This window comes from Frankia sp. CcMO1, assembly GCF_977945845.1.
In genome coordinates this window covers 39833-54720 of record NZ_CDWTMG010000006.1, presented here as the reverse complement: position 1 = coordinate 54720, position 14888 = coordinate 39833, and the positions used below count along the sequence as shown (strand labels likewise).

Genomic DNA, 14888 nt, shown 5'->3' with positions numbered 1-14888 from the left:
GGTGTAGGTGTCCCGCATGATGCGGGCGTGCTCGTCGGCGGTGGAGCAGGCGGCCTGGGCGCGGTCGCCGGCGTCGACGGCTTGGGTGAGCAGTGCGACGGCGCGGGTGACGTGTGACACCACGTGGTGACCTGGTGGGGGTCAGAGGTTGGCGGCGTAGGCGTTGGCGGTCTGTTGCGCTTGTTGGAGCAGGTTCAGGACCTCGTCGAGTTGCTCGCGTGCCTGGCGGTACATGTTCTGTGCCTCGTCGATCGTGTCCGAGCCGCTGTCTTCGGCGGCTTGCCCGATCAGCGTCAACGCCTCGTCCACGGACTGCGTGGCCTGGCCCACCGCGCCCATTGCCTGGTCGGCCTCGCTGGACGCCGACGCGATCGCTGCCTTGGCCTCGCCGATGGCACTCACGGGCACCCCTTCGCCACAGACCGTCACAACCCGGGCTACTCTCCCGAATCTCTCACCGGTCGGAGTGATGCTGTGGCGTGCGGTCCTGGATCAGGGCGCCAAGTCAGGAAATCGAGTTGGGCTCAGAAGAAGGCGGCGTACTCGTCCGTGTCTTCCTGCGCCTCGTGCAACATCCGCTTCACGACCTCGAGGCGCCGGCGGCTGAGGCCGAAGGTGCGACGAGCCGTCCGGAACTGCTCGTGGCGCCCGCCGCCTGCCGCCTTCTCCATCAGCGCGAGCGCGTGGTCGATGGCCTGGATCGCCTGCTCCACAGCGGCGATCGCCGCCCATTGTGCCCGCGTTTCCGGCTGATCTTCGCAGGCGGCGCGGGAGGTCGCGACGCGCGCGCTACTCCCGGCGCTCGCTCCACCACTCGTAACACCTGAAGGTGAACCCGACCGCCGACCTGACCACGAAGATCAGAAGCAGCACGTAGGGCACGATGACCACGGCGCTCACCAGGAGCACCGCCAGTGCCGGTATGCCTGGGAGCAGGTGGTCGACGACCCTCCAGATCGCGACGCTGAGTAACCCCAGCAGCGCCGGATTGGGGAGACTCAGTTCGCTCTTGATCCATTGCAGGATCCCGGTCAGGCTCCAGCGGCGCATCCGCGGTTCGGGGTCCTGATCCTCGAACGGCTCGTCGTCGTCCGCGATGGCCTCCTCGCCGCCCCTCGCGAGTACGGTCGCCGTCCCGCGGGCCTGGTCGTCATCCTCGTCGCACCCACGTGGCATGCACATATATCGCGCTGCGGGCTCTATATTCTGTCGCCCAGCTATCAAATCACGCAATCTTTCCCCGGGGTGGCGCTCGGACGCAGTGCCGATCCCGCCGAGCCCCGGGGGTGGGCGTTCCCCTACCGTTCCGAGTCGTCCTGTCCGTGGGTCCCCGGAGTCGGTGCTCCCGAAGGAAGGCAGCGGATGTCCACGACCGCCCGCGCGGCTGCTGGTCCGCCGGTTCCTCATCGAGCAACTCCGCGTCCGCCACATGGCCCCGCTCGCCGCTCTGGCCGGCCGGTACTGCGAGGCGTGGGTCGGTGGTCTGCTGCGGGAGTGGTTCGCCCGGCCCAAGACCCGGTACACAGCGGCGAGGACGACCAGACCGCTGGATGCGCAACCCGAGTCGCTCGGCGAGCGCGCTCTGCGAGAACCCCGCCCGCTCGCGGGCTTGGACTACCCGTGCGGCTACGTCGGCCCACTTAGTGAGCTGCTCCCAGTCCACAGTGCCCTCCACCCCTGAGCCCACCCGTGGCGAGCACTCCCGCCGTGCCATCGTCGCTGTCGCGAGGAGGACCGGTTGCCCAACCAGGTGTCGGTCGCGGGGAGGACCGCTTCCGGCCGGCGCGGTCGGCAACAACGAAGCCGTGGTCCCGGCGGGGGCACCGATCGTCGTTGGCCGCTGTCGCTACAGTGAGGCGGCGATGACCCTAGCCGCACCGACGCACGCCGCGGAGGGCACGCCGTCCACGGGCGTCGCTTTCCCCAACCCCTTCGCCCGCCTGACGGCGAGGCTGGCCGATGCCGGGGACGTCGACCTTGCCGTGTCGTCGCTCGTGGACGCGGCGCTGGACGTGTGGAGCCGTCCCGGTTTCGACACGCTCGTGTCGCTCGGTCACGTCAGTATCGAGCCGTTCGAGCATCAGATCGCCACCGTCCGGACGGTGCTGCGGCGGATGCGCGGTCGCGCGATCCTGGCCGACGAGGTGGGCCTGGGCAAGACCATCGAAGCGGCGCTGGTGCTCTCGGAGCTGCGTGCCCGCGGGCTGGCGCGGCGGGCGCTCGTGGTCGCTCCCGCGGGCCTCGTCGGCCAGTGGCGGGAGGAACTGGACCGGAAGTTCGCCCTGCCGTCGGCGGTGGTGACGGGCACGGCGGCCGAGGCCTTGGACGCGCTCCGCTCGGACGGCGGCGACCACCCCGTCGTGCTGGCGTCCCTGGCCTCGGCCCGACGCGACCCGCTCCGTTCGCTGCTGGTCGCCCAGGACTGGGACGTCGTCGTCCTCGACGAGGCGCACCGCGTCCGCAACCCGCGCAGCGCGTCCGGCCGACTGGCCCGCGATCTCCGGGCCAGGCACCTGCTCCTGCTCACCGCGACCCCGGTCGAGAACCGGCTCGACGACCTCTTCCAGCTGGTCAGCCTGGTCGCCCCTGGCCTGCTCGGCACTGCGGCGGAGTTCCGCAAGCAGCACGCAGGTGGCGCCGCCGCGAACGGCACCTCGACCGGCGGCGTGCGCAATGTCGAGCGCCTGCAGGCCCGCACCCGCGAGGTGATGGTCCGGCACCGGCGCAGCGAGGTGGCGTTGATCCTGCCGCAACGCCTTGCCGAGACGGTCAAGGTCCACCTGCCCGGACCCGAGGCGACGTTGTACGCCGACGTCGCAGCACGCATCCGCGCGGAGGGCCGCGGCGCCGGACCATCCCGGCTGATGAGCTTGCGCTCGATCGCACGGCTCGCCGGGTCGAGCCCGGCCGCGCTGGCTCCTGGACTGGGCAGGGCGGGATGGGACGACCTAGCCCAACGGGCCGAATCGATCACCTCGTCCCGGAAGGAAGAGGTGCTGGTCGAACGAGTCGAACGCCACCTCCGGCGCGGCGAGAAGGTGATCGTCTTCACGGCGTTCACCCCGACGCTGGAACGGCTCGCGACGAGCCTGGAGTCGACCGGCGTCCCGGTAGCGCGATACCACGGCAGGATGACCAGGGCCGCCAAGGACGCCGCGGTGCAACGGTTCGCCGATGACGTGCCCGTGCTGGTCAGCACCGAGGCCGCCGGCGAGGGACGCAATCTGCAGTTCTGTCACGCCATGGTGAACATGGACCTGCCCTGGAACCCGATGCAGATCGAGCAGCGCATCGGCCGCCTGCATCGGATCGGCCAGCAGCACGACGTCGTCATCACCAATGTGCTGGGGGCCGGCACGATCGAGGAACGGGTCCTGGACGTCCTCGAATCGAAGATCAATCTGTTCGAGCTGGTGGTCGGGGAACTGGACATGATCCTCGGCCGGGTCGAAGAGGACTTCGACCTGGAGGCCGGGATCTTCGACGCTTACGTCGGCTCCGCCGACGACCGGCAGTTCGACCTGCGGCTGGCGGAGATCGGCGACACCCTGGCCCGGGCCCGCCGGCAGTACGTCGACGTGCGCGAGTCGCTGGACCAACTCGTGGGCAGCGACGACGCGTGAACGGGACCGATTCCGGGCTGCGGTTCTGGCTGTCGTACGTCGAGCACCGCGGCGGACTGGTCGACGCCGGTCCGGACAGTGGACCTGGTGGCGCCCTCGCGGTGCTGCCCGAACCGTTGCAGGCGGAGCTCGGCCTCCCGGAAACGCTCACGGTTACCAGCGACCCAGAGGTGGCCCGGGACGACGGCGCGCTGTTGCTGGCCGCCGGGCACCCGGTGCTCACCTTGTCGGCCGAGGCCATACTCGCCGACGGGGACGTCGGCCGCCGTGCGCTGCCCTGGCCGGACGACCAGCTACCAGCCGCAGCGGACCTCCTCGAGCGTGCCCGTGACTCCTTCCCCGTCGACCACGGCCGGATCGACCTGGCTGCGCCGCCGTCCCGGGCCTGCCTGCCGGCGCTCCGCGCCGGAGCGATGATCCGCTACCAGGTCGCCGGCGACGAGGCGTTCCAAGAACGCGCCGAGTGCCTGCTGGACGCAACCACCGGGCGGGAACTGCCGGACGCCGTCCGCACCATGCTCGACCCCGTGCTGAGCCCGTCCCCCGACCCGGCTGCGGTGTCGCCCCCGGACTCGGCGACCATCCTGCCGTTCGACCTCGGGCCGGCGGTGGATGCCGCCCAGGACCTGCTCCGCACCCGCGCCCAGCAGCGGTTGAACGCCTTGGACGACGACGGGCGGCACGCGCGCACGGCCGAGATCACGCGCACGGAGGCCTACTACCGCGACGTGCTCGCCGGCATCGAGCGCCGCTCCGCCGCGGCCACGCCCGATCGGCGGGCCGCTCTGGACGCCCGGGCCGAGGCGACGAGGCAGGAGCGCACCAGGCGGCTCGCCGAGATCCGCGACAAGCACCGGGCGCGACACACGCTAACTCCCTACCGGCTGCACCTGTTGCTGCTCCCGGCGGTAGTGCTCCCCGTCGACGTCATGCGCGGCTCCCGCAGGTACCCCCAGCAACTTGTTTGGATCTGGCCCGCCCGGCGCTTCCGCCCCCTGCCGTGCCCCTCCTGCGGCAGCGACCGCCCCCTCGTGGCTGGAAAGACAGGGCTCGGCTGCGAGGCGTGCCTGTCCCGGCCGGAGCCTCCGGCTGCCGCTGCAGAGCGGCCGCCAGCCAAGTCGCAGACCAAGGCCCAGCCGCCACCGAAAGCACCGAAAGCACCGAAAGCCAAGGCATCCGCGACGGCCAAGCCCGCAGCCGCGTCGCCGCGCGCCGCCGCCTCGCCACCGTCGCCGTCGCCGGAACAGGTGCTCACCATCGGCGACCGCTTGGTGCTCAGCTTCTGGCAGTCGGTGGCGAACGACGAGCGGCAACTTGCCCAGCGGCTGCTACCGGACTCCCCGGCGACGACGGCGCTGCGCCTGTTCGGTGTGCGGGGGCTCGGGTGCGCTGTCGGTATTCCACCGGCTGCCCGCCTGGAGTCCGTCTCCGGTGGAACCCGGTCTCCCCGCTCCGGCTCGCGGTTCGTCTGCGAAGGCGTGCTGCGCACCCGGGAAGGCGAGTCGTTGCCGTTCGCCCTGGTCTGGCGACTGCGAGGGAATCAGGCGGTTGTCGATGAGATTCTCCCCTCTGCGGCCCACGACCCGGACCTGCTGCCGTATCCCCGATTCCTGACCCCGGGGCGGCTGAGGCCCGACCGGCTCCTCGGCCGGCCTGTCGTCCTCGACCCGGTCGCGGCGCACCTCACCGACGTCGTCCTCCCTGCCGAAGGGCTGCCCCTGCTCACCCGCTGCCTCACCGCATGGTGGCGGATCAAGACCCCGGGCCTATCCGGTGACGCGGACCCCGACGTGACCGCAGCCGCCGTCCTGCGGCTCCTGTCATGGCGGTGCTCAGCCAGGGTCTCCACAGCGGACTGCGCCACCCGCTTCGGGGTGACCGTGAGCCAGATCAAGGCGGCGGAGACCGATCTCAAGGCCCGACTGCGGTTGGGACCTGGCGTCGTCTGGTGAGCGGACGGGATTCCGGGCACTCAGGTCGGCCGGTTCAATCGGCCGGGAACCCCTATCGTGGCCGGGTGATTCTCGACGCGTGCTGCCGCGCGATGCGCGATTTCACCGGCTGGACCGACGAGAGCGGCGCATCCGCCTGCCATCAGTGCCTTCACGCACTTCTCGAAGGACGCGCCGACTACCAGGCCCGGCCGGATCCGACCCTGTGGCGCCGCAGCGACGTCCGGATGCTGCTCCTGGACCTCGCCGCCACCCGGCTGACCGAGCGATGCGACCTGGTCGCGCACGCCGTCCCAGCCGTCAAGGCGTACCTGCGCTTCCTCGACGAGACGCACCGGATGCACCCCGCCAGCGCCCGGACCGCTGCCCTGCAGCGTGAAGCCGACGCCGCCCCGATCAGCCCGAGTTGCTGGCAGCGGACTCATCGCCGGGAAAGGGATCGTGGCCGCACTCGCGCCGGGAAGCGCCGAACGGATGGCCGACAGCAGCGTCCTGCTACGGCCCGAACGCCGCGTGCCGGCGGCACCAGTCGCATTCGGACCGGTGCCGGTGCCGTCGCGGGACGAGGTGATCCGGGCGGCGAAGGGCTCCCGGCTGCTGGATCGGGTGGTGGCGCTGGCGCGCTGGGCCGCACCTGGTCGCACGGCGACGAAGGGCGGCCTGCCGATCCACCGGGACCTTCGGGAACTGTCGGCCGCGCTTGGCCTGGCCGGTGCCCGCACAAATCCTGGCGTCTTCGGTGACATGCAGATCGTGCGCCTGCTGGAATGGGCGAGACACGGAGATGATCGACCTGCGGCGGAACGGGTTCGTGGCCGGGCCTCGCTTCGCCGCCCGGTCCGACACCACAGGAACCGCCGACGACGAGGCGATGGCCGGCGCCTCGAACCTACGCGGAGGCACGTTCGGCAAGCGACTCCTCGGCATCGACGCCATCTCGGCCTGGGACAGCCGGCCGCTGGGTCGCGCCGACTCCGTCCGCCGCGCACTGTTCGTCGATGCCGAACTGCTCCTGCCGCCGTTGGCCGTGCACAGCCTCGCCTGCCGGGCACACCGGCCCGCGGCCGGGAACACAGCCAGTTGGTCCTCAACCCACGTGTCATCCAAGGACCAGCAGCCGACGCGACCCGGAGGCCAGCCATGCCTACTAGCTTTGAGTGAACTATGGCGATCGGAGTGTAGCGACTTCCATGATCGGTGCGATGTCATCGGCGTTCCTACCCGGCTGCGAAGGGCACGCCCATGCGATTACGTCCGATCCTCATGGCCTTCTCGACCTGCTCACTCTTTACCGGCTCGCTCCTGACCGGCTCGGTCGTGGCGACGGGACCGGCGACCGCCAACTCGTCCGGGTGCTCGATCGAGGACTTCAGCCCGCATGAGATCGTCTTCGGGACCCAGACGTCCAAGACGATCCAGTTCGACGTCGAAACCGACTGCGCCGTCGACGAGGACGTCAACTGGTACCTGACGATCAGGGATCCGGATGACACCAACCCGTGGGGCTGGCTGCTTCGGGCGAACTTCGTTCCGCCGCCCAATTCCAGGCACCTGTACGCCCCGGACGGTTTCACCGAGGTGCACCGCGGCTCGAACGACTTCACCGGCGCTCACCTGATTTCGTGGCAGGCGTTCCTCGGCGAGGACTCCGGCGACTACATGAACCTCGAGTCCACGATCTCGGTCAAGCGCGCCACCGCGTTCTCGGCCTCGTTCGACGCCGCGCCGGAGCCGGTGCAGAAGGGCCAGATAATCACGATCGGCGGACGGCTGAGCCGCGTGAACTGGAACGCCCAGCCCTCGGCGGACTTCGAGGGCTTCGCCGCCCCTGTGGAGTTGCAGTTCCGGCCCGAGACCTCGTCCAAGTACAAGAAGTTCGCGACGCTCCACACGGGCGCCGACGGCTCGGTGACCACGACGGTGAAGGCCAAGCGCTCCGGCACCTGGCGGCTGCGATACCTGGGCGACGACGTGAGCGGCGCCTCCCGAAGCACGGAGGACTTCGTTCTGGTCACCGGCTGACCCGTAGCCTCCCCAACCGGTTCTCCCAGGCGTGTCGACGCCTCGAGAGGGGTCGACACGCCTGGGCGAGGCCGGGTTCTGGCCGGGTCGGCCTGGGCGAGCGCCGCCCGCTTCGACGTCGACCCCACCACCGTGACGCCGTGCTCGCGCGGGGCCCGAGCACACGGGCCAGCGCGAGCCGCTGCAGCTGCCCGCCGGACAGGATCGTGCCCGGGCGTCGAAGGTGCCCGGATCTGATCGGACAGCAGACCATTGCCGGTGTGCCGCAACCGGTCCACGTCATCGGTCGAGTCCGCCCCGGCGACCATCCCTGCCAGCAAGCTCATCGCCTTCGCGGCCGGGTTCGCACCGGCGCTGTTGACCGCGTCGACGATCGCCACGTGCTCGGCGACCAACGCGGCAGGGGACGATTGCAGCTCGCGGGTGCTTCCTTCAACTGGTCGGCCGGTCCTCAGCAAGATCGATCATCCCAGGCAAGTGAGCATCGACAGGTAGCTGACCAAGGCCGCGAGCGACACGACGGTCACCAGGGACTCGCCCCCCGTCGTGGACTCGCTTCCCTGTCCGAGCGCGTGCCGGGCGTTGGCTGGCAGCAGCCGTCCGCGCAACCACCAGAGCAGGTGCAACCTGCTGGGGCTGCGGCAGCGATCGACAGGCTCGACGCAGCCCGGTCAGCCCGGTCAGCCCGGTCAGCCCGGTCAGCCCGGTCAGCCCGGGAGGCGTGGAGATTCCCGGCGGTGGTGGGCGGTGGGCAGCAGTTCTTGCCGCGCCAGGCGTCGATGCCTTCGCGGACGGCGACGGCGGCGATGATCAGGCCGGCGAGGGGGTCGGCCCAGGTCCAGCCGAGGGTGGCGTTGAGGACCAGGCCGAGCAGCAGGACCGCGGACAGGTAGGTGCACAGCAGGGTCTGGGTGGAGTCGGCGACCACGGCACCCGATCCCAGCACCCGGCCGGTGCGGCGCTGTGCCCAGGACAGCCATGGCATCACCAGCAGTGACGCGATCGCCAACCCGATTCCGACCGGTGAGGGATCAGGATCGCCGGCGCCGAGCAGTGCCCGCGCGGAGTCGAGGACGACGTAGGCGGCGAGGGTGAAGAACGAGACGGCGATCAACCGCAGCGCGACCCGTTCACGTTCGGCCGGGATGGCATGGCGGAACTGCCAGAGGATCACCAGGCCGCTGGAGACCTCGACCACCGAGTCCAGGCCGAACGCCACCAACGCGGTGGAACCGGCCACGGCGCCGGCGCCGATCGCCACTGCGGCCTCGACCGCGTTGTAGGTGACGCTGGCCGCTGCCAGCCGCCGGGCGCGCCGACCGAGCCGGGCGTGATCGGATTCCGGCGCCACGGCGTGCTGGTGTGCCGTCGCGTGCGCCGCCGGCTGGGTCGTCGATGTGGCGGGGGTGTCGCTCATCGGGCTGGCTCTCCCTCCCGGTCGCCGCCCGCATCGCCAATGACGAGGGAGACGGACCGCAAGGGGACTGCCTCACGTGGGGTGCCGGTGCCGGAGTCCTGGCCGTAGTTGGGGCACATGGCCACCTGTTCACCGGTGGCTTCCAGCAGACGCTCGGCGGACTGGAGCAGGTCCAGCAGTTCCGGCCGGGCGAGCGAGTAGTAGGAGGCGCGACCCTGCGCCCGGGCGGCGACCAGGCCGCAGTCCCGCAGGCAGGCCAGGTGCTGGGAGACCGTGGACTGCGCCAGGCCCAGGTGTGTGGTCAGTTCCCCGACCCGGTGCGCTCCGCCGGCCAGGTGGCTGATGATCGCCAACCGGGTGGGGTCGGCCAAGCTACGGAACAAGCGCGCCGCCGTCGTGACGTCGTCCGCGGTGGCACCATCGTTTAACATCGTCACGTGCCGATGATATCGGCAGCTAACGCTTAAATGTCTAGGTCGACTTTTCCAGCGGCGGCCGGACGCCGCGGGGGTCGGCGCTGGCGTTTCATGGGTCGAGGGAGTTCTTTGGCGGCCTCGGCGTAGCGGACGGCGGTGCGTTCGCTGATCCCGAGTGCGGCGGCCAGGTCGCCGGGCTCCATTGCAGGATGGGTCAACTTTCGCGCGGCGGTGACGGACAGCCCGACCCCCGTCCGTCCGGCCGCGCTGGTGATCGTCATCGCCGAACCGGCTACCCGACCGGGTCAGCGAGGACGATCCTGCCGCCGCCCTCGCAAGGTCAGCCGGTCGCAGCGTTGACACATGCCTATATGGGCATATGATTGCGGGTCATGGCGCGAGCGGCGACGACCTCGGACGCGTTCAACGCGATCGCCGCACCACAGCGGCGGGAGATCCTGGTGCTGCTGCGGGGCGGCGAGCGGCCGGTGACCGATCTGGCGCGGGACCTGAGGATGACCCAGCCGCAGGCGTCCAAGCACCTGCGGGTCCTCCGGGAGGTCGGGCTGGTGCGGGTCCGAGGGGAGGGCAAGCAGCGGCTGTACGGCCTGGACGCCCACGGGCTGCGGCCGGTGCACGAGTGGGTGGGCGGCTTCGAGCGGTTCTGGAGCGAGAGCTTCGACCGGCTGGACGCGTACGTGCAGGAGTTGAAGCAGGCGACGCAGGAGGGGTCACACGATGGCGGCGACCGGTAGCGGCGGTGAGCCTGTGCATGCGGACGCGGACCGCGAGATCGTGGTCTCCCGGGTGATCGGCGCCCCGCGCGAGCTGGTGTTCGAGGCGTTCACGCGAGTCCGGCACCTGTCCCGGTGGTGGGGACCGGAGGGCTTCACCACCACGACGCGGTCCTTCGAGTTCCGGGTCGGCGGGGACTGGGACTTCGTGATGCACGGGCCGGACGGCACCGACTACCAGGAGTGGATCACGTGGCGGGAGATCGTCCCGCCGGAGCGGATCGCGCTGCTGCACGGCGAGTCCCGCGATGACCCGAACGCCTTCGAATCGGTCCTGACCTTCGAGTCGGCCGGCGAGCGGACCCTGATCGTGATGCGCACGGTGTTCCCCACCAGGGAACTCCGCGACGAGGCCGTGGAGAAGTACCACGCGATCGAGGGCGGCGAGCAGACGCTACGCAACCTGGCGGCCTACGTAACAGACATTGTCCAGATGGGAGCGTACGGCTGATGGCCGGAAAGGTGTTCTTCAGCGTGTCGATGTCGCTGGACGGGAGATCGATGGAACTCAGTAGCCCGCCAATTGACGTCCGGTAGGTGGCAGAAGTCCAGGGCCCGCTCTGCCGTCCAAGCTGGACGTCAATCTTCGTTCCGCCAGGATTCTGGAGTCGCAAATTCTGCTGCCTCTTGCCCGGGGTGAACGTTTCGTGTTGTTCTCGCTGCGAGGCGTTGCCATGCGGGGGAGGTCTCGGTGGTTGCTGGTCGGCTGGCCCGGTATCCCTTCCCCATCGCGCACCCGGCGCACCTGGTCGACACGGCGCGGGATCCGAGTGACCGGCTGGACCGGACCCAACATTCGATCGAGATGACCGCGGTGACGCTCGGCGTCCTGGCGCTCGGGTGGGCTCGCAGCCGTGGGCAGGCGTCGGAGGCGGTACAGAAGTGGGAGAGCGCCGTCGACCGTAAGGGCATCGCGTTGGGTGGCTGGATCGCGTTGTTGCAGTCGGTCCGGTCCGCGATGACCGGTGCCGCGAGGGATCCGCTCGGACGTGCGGTTGGTCAGGCCATTGCTGCTGCCCTGCCGGTCTTGAATGGTTTCACGCCCACCCGGAACCAGTACGCCCACGGCGGCAAGCCACGGGTCCGTAGTGAACTGGAGGAGGCAGCCAAGGACCTGAACGATCGCCTTGGGGCGCTCATCGATGCGATCGAGCCGCTGACCGGTGTGCAGACCGCGGTCGTCAAGCACTGCGTCCCGGTCCGGCGGGGCGGTTACGGGGTCGACCTGGACGTCTTCACCGGCTACGCCGAGGCGCCCACTGCCCGCCGGCTGCCTTCGCGGCGACCATTCGAGCCAGGCAGCGTGATCGCGTTCTGCGGCGGCACGTTGGAGTACGCGGTCGACCTGACGCCCTTCTGCATCCAACACGAGTGCACCGACTGTCGACGGGACGAATTGTTCTATCTCACCCGGCGCAGGAACAGCCGCAGCGACTACTACACCTTCGCCACCGGTCACCAACTGCAACGTGCTCGGGAACGCGACGTTGAGATCGTCGCCTCGCTGTCGTCGCTGGGTATGGAGCCGCTCGGCGCCGTCCGCACTGAAGCGATGCAGGGTTGGCGAGCTAGCTGGGCCGATCTTGCCCCCAGAGGTCACCGGCTCGCAGCCCGGGCGGTCGACGTTCTTGTCCTTGGAGTGATCGCTGCGGTCATCAGCCTCCCGGCGCATGCCGCCGGACTTGCTCCGCACTGGGCCGTGCTCATTGCCGGTGTTGGCGTGTTGGCCTACGAACCCGTGGCGGCCGTACGCGGAGGCACACTGGGCAAGCGACTCCTCGGAATCGACGCCATCTCGACCTGGGACAGCCGGCCATTGGGTCGCGCCGACTCCCTCCGCCGCGCCCTATTCGTCGATGCCGAACTCCTACTGCCGCCGTTGGCCGTGCGCAGTCTCGCCTGGCTGCTGTGGGATCCGGCGCGTCAGCCCTGGCACGACCGGCTTGCCAAGTCGTTCGTGATCGCCGACCGGGCCGCCGGGAATCACAAGCGGTAGGTGCCCAGCGGGCGGGGATTCTTGCAGGTGGGGTGCCCCGCGCAGCCGAGAAACGGCCGACCGGTGTCGGGGAACCGGCCGAACACGCTCGGGTGACCACACTTGCTGCACGTTCGGCGCTGTCCGAGCGCCGGCCCGCCGAGGGCCGTGATCACGCGAGTGCCCGGGCGGCGACCGTGGTGGCGGCACCGTCCCAGCAGCCCGTGGACGAAGACGCGGCAGCCGCGGAACGGCGGTTGACTGATCGGATGAGCGCAGCGCACCGGAACCACTATCAAGACCAACACCGCGGCGACGACAAGAGTCCACACCGGTAAAGGAAGTGTCTGCGGCATGCCGGACCTCCGTCGTCGCGCACGTCAACCGTAGGCATCCCCGCGCGGGCCGGGGAAGGCCTGGTCCGGCCGCAACGGCACGACCGAGGGTCGGTCTGCGCGCACGACCCGTAGCAGCGCCGATGCCCGCGCATTGGACACCGCGTGTCCCTCCCTCCGGAGGCTTCGTGCCACTGCGTGCTGCGACACCCGTCGTCCCTCACGTTCCAAAGCGTCCGCAGCTCGCCCCGCCGCTGGCATCAGCGCGACGACAACCGGATCCACCTGTTCCGATCGCTCAGACGACTCAGGCTGAGTCTGTGAATCTCCGTGCGGCCTGTCCGGTGCGCGTGCGGGACTCGCCAGGTTCCGGGTCGGGCAGGGCGGGGTCGGTGGCGGTGACCAGGGCCCAGTCGTAGATCCGGGGGCTGACTCTCGTCGCCCGCTCCACAGCTCCGGCCCTGGTCAGGGGCGCATTTCCTGACCAGGGACGCCGTGCGTAGAGCTTGCGAAGGCTCCCGTTGGGATTCCCGTGGTGGCAGGAAGTGGCCCTCGTCCGGGGTCGCGAAGTCGCAGCCCCAGGTGACGACGCTACGGCACTCGGCGAGGACGTCGCGGACGACGGCGAGCTGGTGCGGGTAGAACCGGCCCTTGACGCCCGGAGGGTAGTGCCCGGGCAGGATGTCGACCGCCGAGCCGGAGGCGTGGTTGAGCTGGTGCCGTTCAGGCCGTCCGCCTTGCGGAAGCCGATGACGCCGCCGTCGCCGATCTCGGCGACCTCGTAGTGGAACCGCCGGACCACGTGGACGAGGATGGCGTCGGCGTCCCCGATGGAGACGGCGACTTGATTTGCGGCCCCGGTCACCGGGCGCGCGGGTCCGCCGTGCTCGCTCGCGCCGCGGCTCGCTCGCAGCCGGCCACGATGTGACGTTTTGGTGATCATTTACTGCAAATGATCACCAAAACGTCACTCTGGCACACCCGGACAGGCCGGAGGCACCGACTAGCGACGCGGCAGCGGTGCGTCGGGCGGCAGCAGCCGTGCAGACACGTGGCCAGGAACGTCGTTGCCGCGGTGGGTGGTCCTTGCAGGAGCAGTTGGTGCCCACCGACGGCGGCGATCTCCAGGACGCGCCGCCTCGGATGACTGGCGGGCAGAAGCGCCAGGTCTCCGGTCGGCGGTGGCGACGCGAACGGGTCGGGCCATCCGGCCCGGCCGGCAGGGGACGCCGGTCCCGCAACGGAGCCGGACCTCGGCGTCGCCGCTGACCCGGCGGGCTGGTCGGGTTGGCTTTGGCCGTTCGAGGACACCCCGGTCGCGGACATCGCGCGTCGGACGTCAACGCATGGGAGGCGCGGGAGCTCACTGCCGGCTACGCCGCATCCAGCGTAAAGACCTGGCGCGGCACCCTGCACCTAATGATGGCCGACGCCGTCGAGGACGGCTTGCGGGACTCCAATCCCGCGGCACGCCGCCGCGGTCGCGGACGGCGCTCCGGCCGGGCCGCAGCAGGGGACCGGAGAAGCCGGGCACCTCGGCGCTCGGCATCCTGCTGCTGGCCGAACGCGCGGCGCTGCTGGCCGGCGGCGACGACGAGTTCGTGGCAGTCGTCCCAATGGGCTACACCGGCATGCGCTGGGGCGAGGTCGTCGGCCTGGAAGTCCCGTATGTCCGGGACCGGGCCGTGCGGGTCGAATGGCAGCTGTACGAGCTGGACACCGGCGTGCTGACCGTTCGGGTGACGGAGGACCGGCCCGCGGGCGGGTTCGACCTCGACGTCGGTGCCTCTCACCGCCGCACTCGTCGCCGTCGTCTGCGCGCTGGCGTGGTGGAGCCATCGGCTCCTGCTCCGCGCGGCCGGTCGCAGCGCTCCGCGACAGGGTCCGCTCCGTCGTCGTCCTGCTCGTCGCCGCGGTCGCCGCCTTCGCCCTCCTCGTCCCGCGCTGGGACGACGGCGGCGGGGTCCTGGGCCTGGCCGTGTCGCCGCGGAGGCCGACCTCCGGCTCGGCGAACGGATCGAAGAGGCAGTGACCACGACCCGCGAGGCGTTGCTGACCCACCTGTTGTGGCCAATTCGTGGACAGCACTGCGTCGCGTGCCATACGCGATCTAGTGAGGGGACCCCGGACCCTTGCCCCGAGGCTGGTCACGAGGCCCCGATCCAGATGGGCGGCAATCTCATTCAGGAGCACCTCGCCCCTGCCCCTGCAAAGCCGGGGCAGCGCGGACAAAACCACACTCTTGGCGCTCGACGGGAAAAATGAGAAGATTGTTGATCTTCGCGACTGCCCGTTTTGCCGGTCCCGGGTAGCGTGCTGGCCAGCATGGTCATCAACGCGGTCATACGCGACGG

16 protein-coding genes and 1 pseudogene are annotated in these 14888 nt (G+C 70.2%); 7 read left to right on the top strand and 10 right to left on the bottom strand.

The annotated features are described in order from the left end of the window. Positions 1 to 141 precede the first annotated feature (141 nt). From AC08OU_RS02110 to AC08OU_RS02100, 3 genes are all read right to left on the bottom strand, one after another. Entirely contained in the window at positions 142 to 402 is a 261-nt protein-coding gene (locus tag AC08OU_RS02110) for a hypothetical protein (protein ID WP_476604203.1), read from the bottom strand. Positions 403 to 524: 122 nt separating this feature from the next. After that, positions 525 to 713: a hypothetical protein gene (locus tag AC08OU_RS02105; protein WP_476604202.1), complete on the bottom strand. Its 189-nt coding sequence runs from the start codon at positions 711 to 713 to the stop codon at positions 525 to 527. A gap of 76 nt (positions 714 to 789) precedes the next feature. Continuing rightward, positions 790 to 1176, bottom strand: a complete 387-nt coding sequence (locus tag AC08OU_RS02100; protein ID WP_476604201.1) for a hypothetical protein — start codon at positions 1174 to 1176, stop codon at positions 790 to 792. A 163-nt stretch (positions 1177 to 1339) separates the two neighbouring features. On the opposite strand from AC08OU_RS02100, the gene AC08OU_RS02095 reads away from it, so the two are divergent. The 3 genes from AC08OU_RS02095 to AC08OU_RS02085 all read left to right on the top strand — a co-directional run bounded on the left by AC08OU_RS02095 (position 1340) and on the right by AC08OU_RS02085 (position 5575). Next, complete coding sequence (locus tag AC08OU_RS02095; protein ID WP_476604200.1) at positions 1340 to 1681, top strand: hypothetical protein; 342 nt, start codon at positions 1340 to 1342, stop codon at positions 1679 to 1681. 181 nt (positions 1682 to 1862) lie between these two features. Further along, complete coding sequence (locus tag AC08OU_RS02090) at positions 1863 to 3623, top strand: DEAD/DEAH box helicase (RefSeq protein ID WP_476604199.1); 1761 nt, start codon at positions 1863 to 1865, stop codon at positions 3621 to 3623. Further along, positions 3620 to 5575, top strand: a complete 1956-nt coding sequence (locus AC08OU_RS02085; protein ID WP_476604198.1) for a hypothetical protein — start codon at positions 3620 to 3622, stop codon at positions 5573 to 5575. Before AC08OU_RS02090 ends, AC08OU_RS02085 begins: the two co-directional genes overlap by 4 nt. Before the next feature lie 20 nt (positions 5576 to 5595). Here the strand turns inward: AC08OU_RS02085 and AC08OU_RS02080 are convergent, their stop codons facing one another. After that, entirely contained in the window at positions 5596 to 6000 is a 405-nt protein-coding gene (locus AC08OU_RS02080) for a hypothetical protein (RefSeq protein ID WP_476604197.1), read from the bottom strand. A gap of 838 nt (positions 6001 to 6838) precedes the next feature. Between AC08OU_RS02080 and AC08OU_RS02075 the strand changes: the two genes are divergently transcribed. Then, positions 6839 to 7597 carry a hypothetical protein gene (locus AC08OU_RS02075; RefSeq protein ID WP_476604206.1) on the top strand — a complete coding sequence of 253 codons (759 nt, stop codon included), beginning with the start codon at positions 6839 to 6841 and terminating at the stop codon, positions 7595 to 7597. Between the two features lie 209 nt (positions 7598 to 7806). Here the strand turns inward: AC08OU_RS02075 and AC08OU_RS02070 are convergent. The 4 genes and pseudogenes from AC08OU_RS02070 to AC08OU_RS02055 all read right to left on the bottom strand — a co-directional run. Continuing rightward, positions 7807 to 7947, bottom strand: a pseudogene (locus tag AC08OU_RS02070) (IS1380 family transposase); the annotation flags it as partial. A gap of 173 nt (positions 7948 to 8120) precedes the next feature. After that, a complete protein-coding gene (locus AC08OU_RS02065; RefSeq protein ID WP_476604196.1) occupies positions 8121 to 9014 on the bottom strand; it encodes a cation diffusion facilitator family transporter in 894 nt (297 codons plus the stop codon). Then, positions 9011 to 9445 (bottom strand): ArsR/SmtB family transcription factor, encoded by a 435-nt coding sequence (locus tag AC08OU_RS02060; protein ID WP_476604195.1) that lies wholly within the window; start codon positions 9443 to 9445, stop codon positions 9011 to 9013. Before AC08OU_RS02060 ends, AC08OU_RS02065 begins: the two co-directional genes overlap by 4 nt. 32 nt (positions 9446 to 9477) lie before the next feature. Next, positions 9478 to 9711 carry a hypothetical protein gene (locus AC08OU_RS02055; RefSeq protein ID WP_476604194.1) on the bottom strand — a complete coding sequence of 78 codons (234 nt, stop codon included), beginning with the start codon at positions 9709 to 9711 and terminating at the stop codon, positions 9478 to 9480. A 111-nt stretch (positions 9712 to 9822) separates the two neighbouring features. Here AC08OU_RS02055 and AC08OU_RS02050 point away from each other — a divergent pair, with 111 nt between their 5' ends. From AC08OU_RS02050 to AC08OU_RS02040, 3 genes are all read left to right on the top strand, one after another. Continuing rightward, a complete protein-coding gene (locus AC08OU_RS02050) occupies positions 9823 to 10185 on the top strand; it encodes an ArsR/SmtB family transcription factor (protein WP_476604193.1) in 363 nt (120 codons plus the stop codon). Further along, complete coding sequence (locus tag AC08OU_RS02045) at positions 10169 to 10675, top strand: SRPBCC family protein (protein WP_476604192.1); 507 nt, start codon at positions 10169 to 10171, stop codon at positions 10673 to 10675. The genes AC08OU_RS02050 and AC08OU_RS02045 overlap by 17 nt, the downstream gene beginning before the upstream one ends. 240 nt (positions 10676 to 10915) lie before the next feature. Then, positions 10916 to 12220, top strand: coding sequence for an RDD family protein (locus AC08OU_RS02040; RefSeq protein ID WP_476604191.1), 1305 nt, complete (start codon positions 10916 to 10918; stop codon positions 12218 to 12220). Between the two features lie 1253 nt (positions 12221 to 13473). On the opposite strand, the gene AC08OU_RS02035 is transcribed toward AC08OU_RS02040, so the two are convergent. Next, positions 13474 to 13860 (bottom strand): ATP-binding protein, encoded by a 387-nt coding sequence (locus AC08OU_RS02035; protein ID WP_476604190.1) that lies wholly within the window; start codon positions 13858 to 13860, stop codon positions 13474 to 13476. A 47-nt stretch (positions 13861 to 13907) separates the two neighbouring features. Then, positions 13908 to 14327, bottom strand: a complete 420-nt coding sequence (locus AC08OU_RS02030; protein WP_476604189.1) for a hypothetical protein — start codon at positions 14325 to 14327, stop codon at positions 13908 to 13910. Positions 14328 to 14888 lie beyond the last annotated feature (561 nt).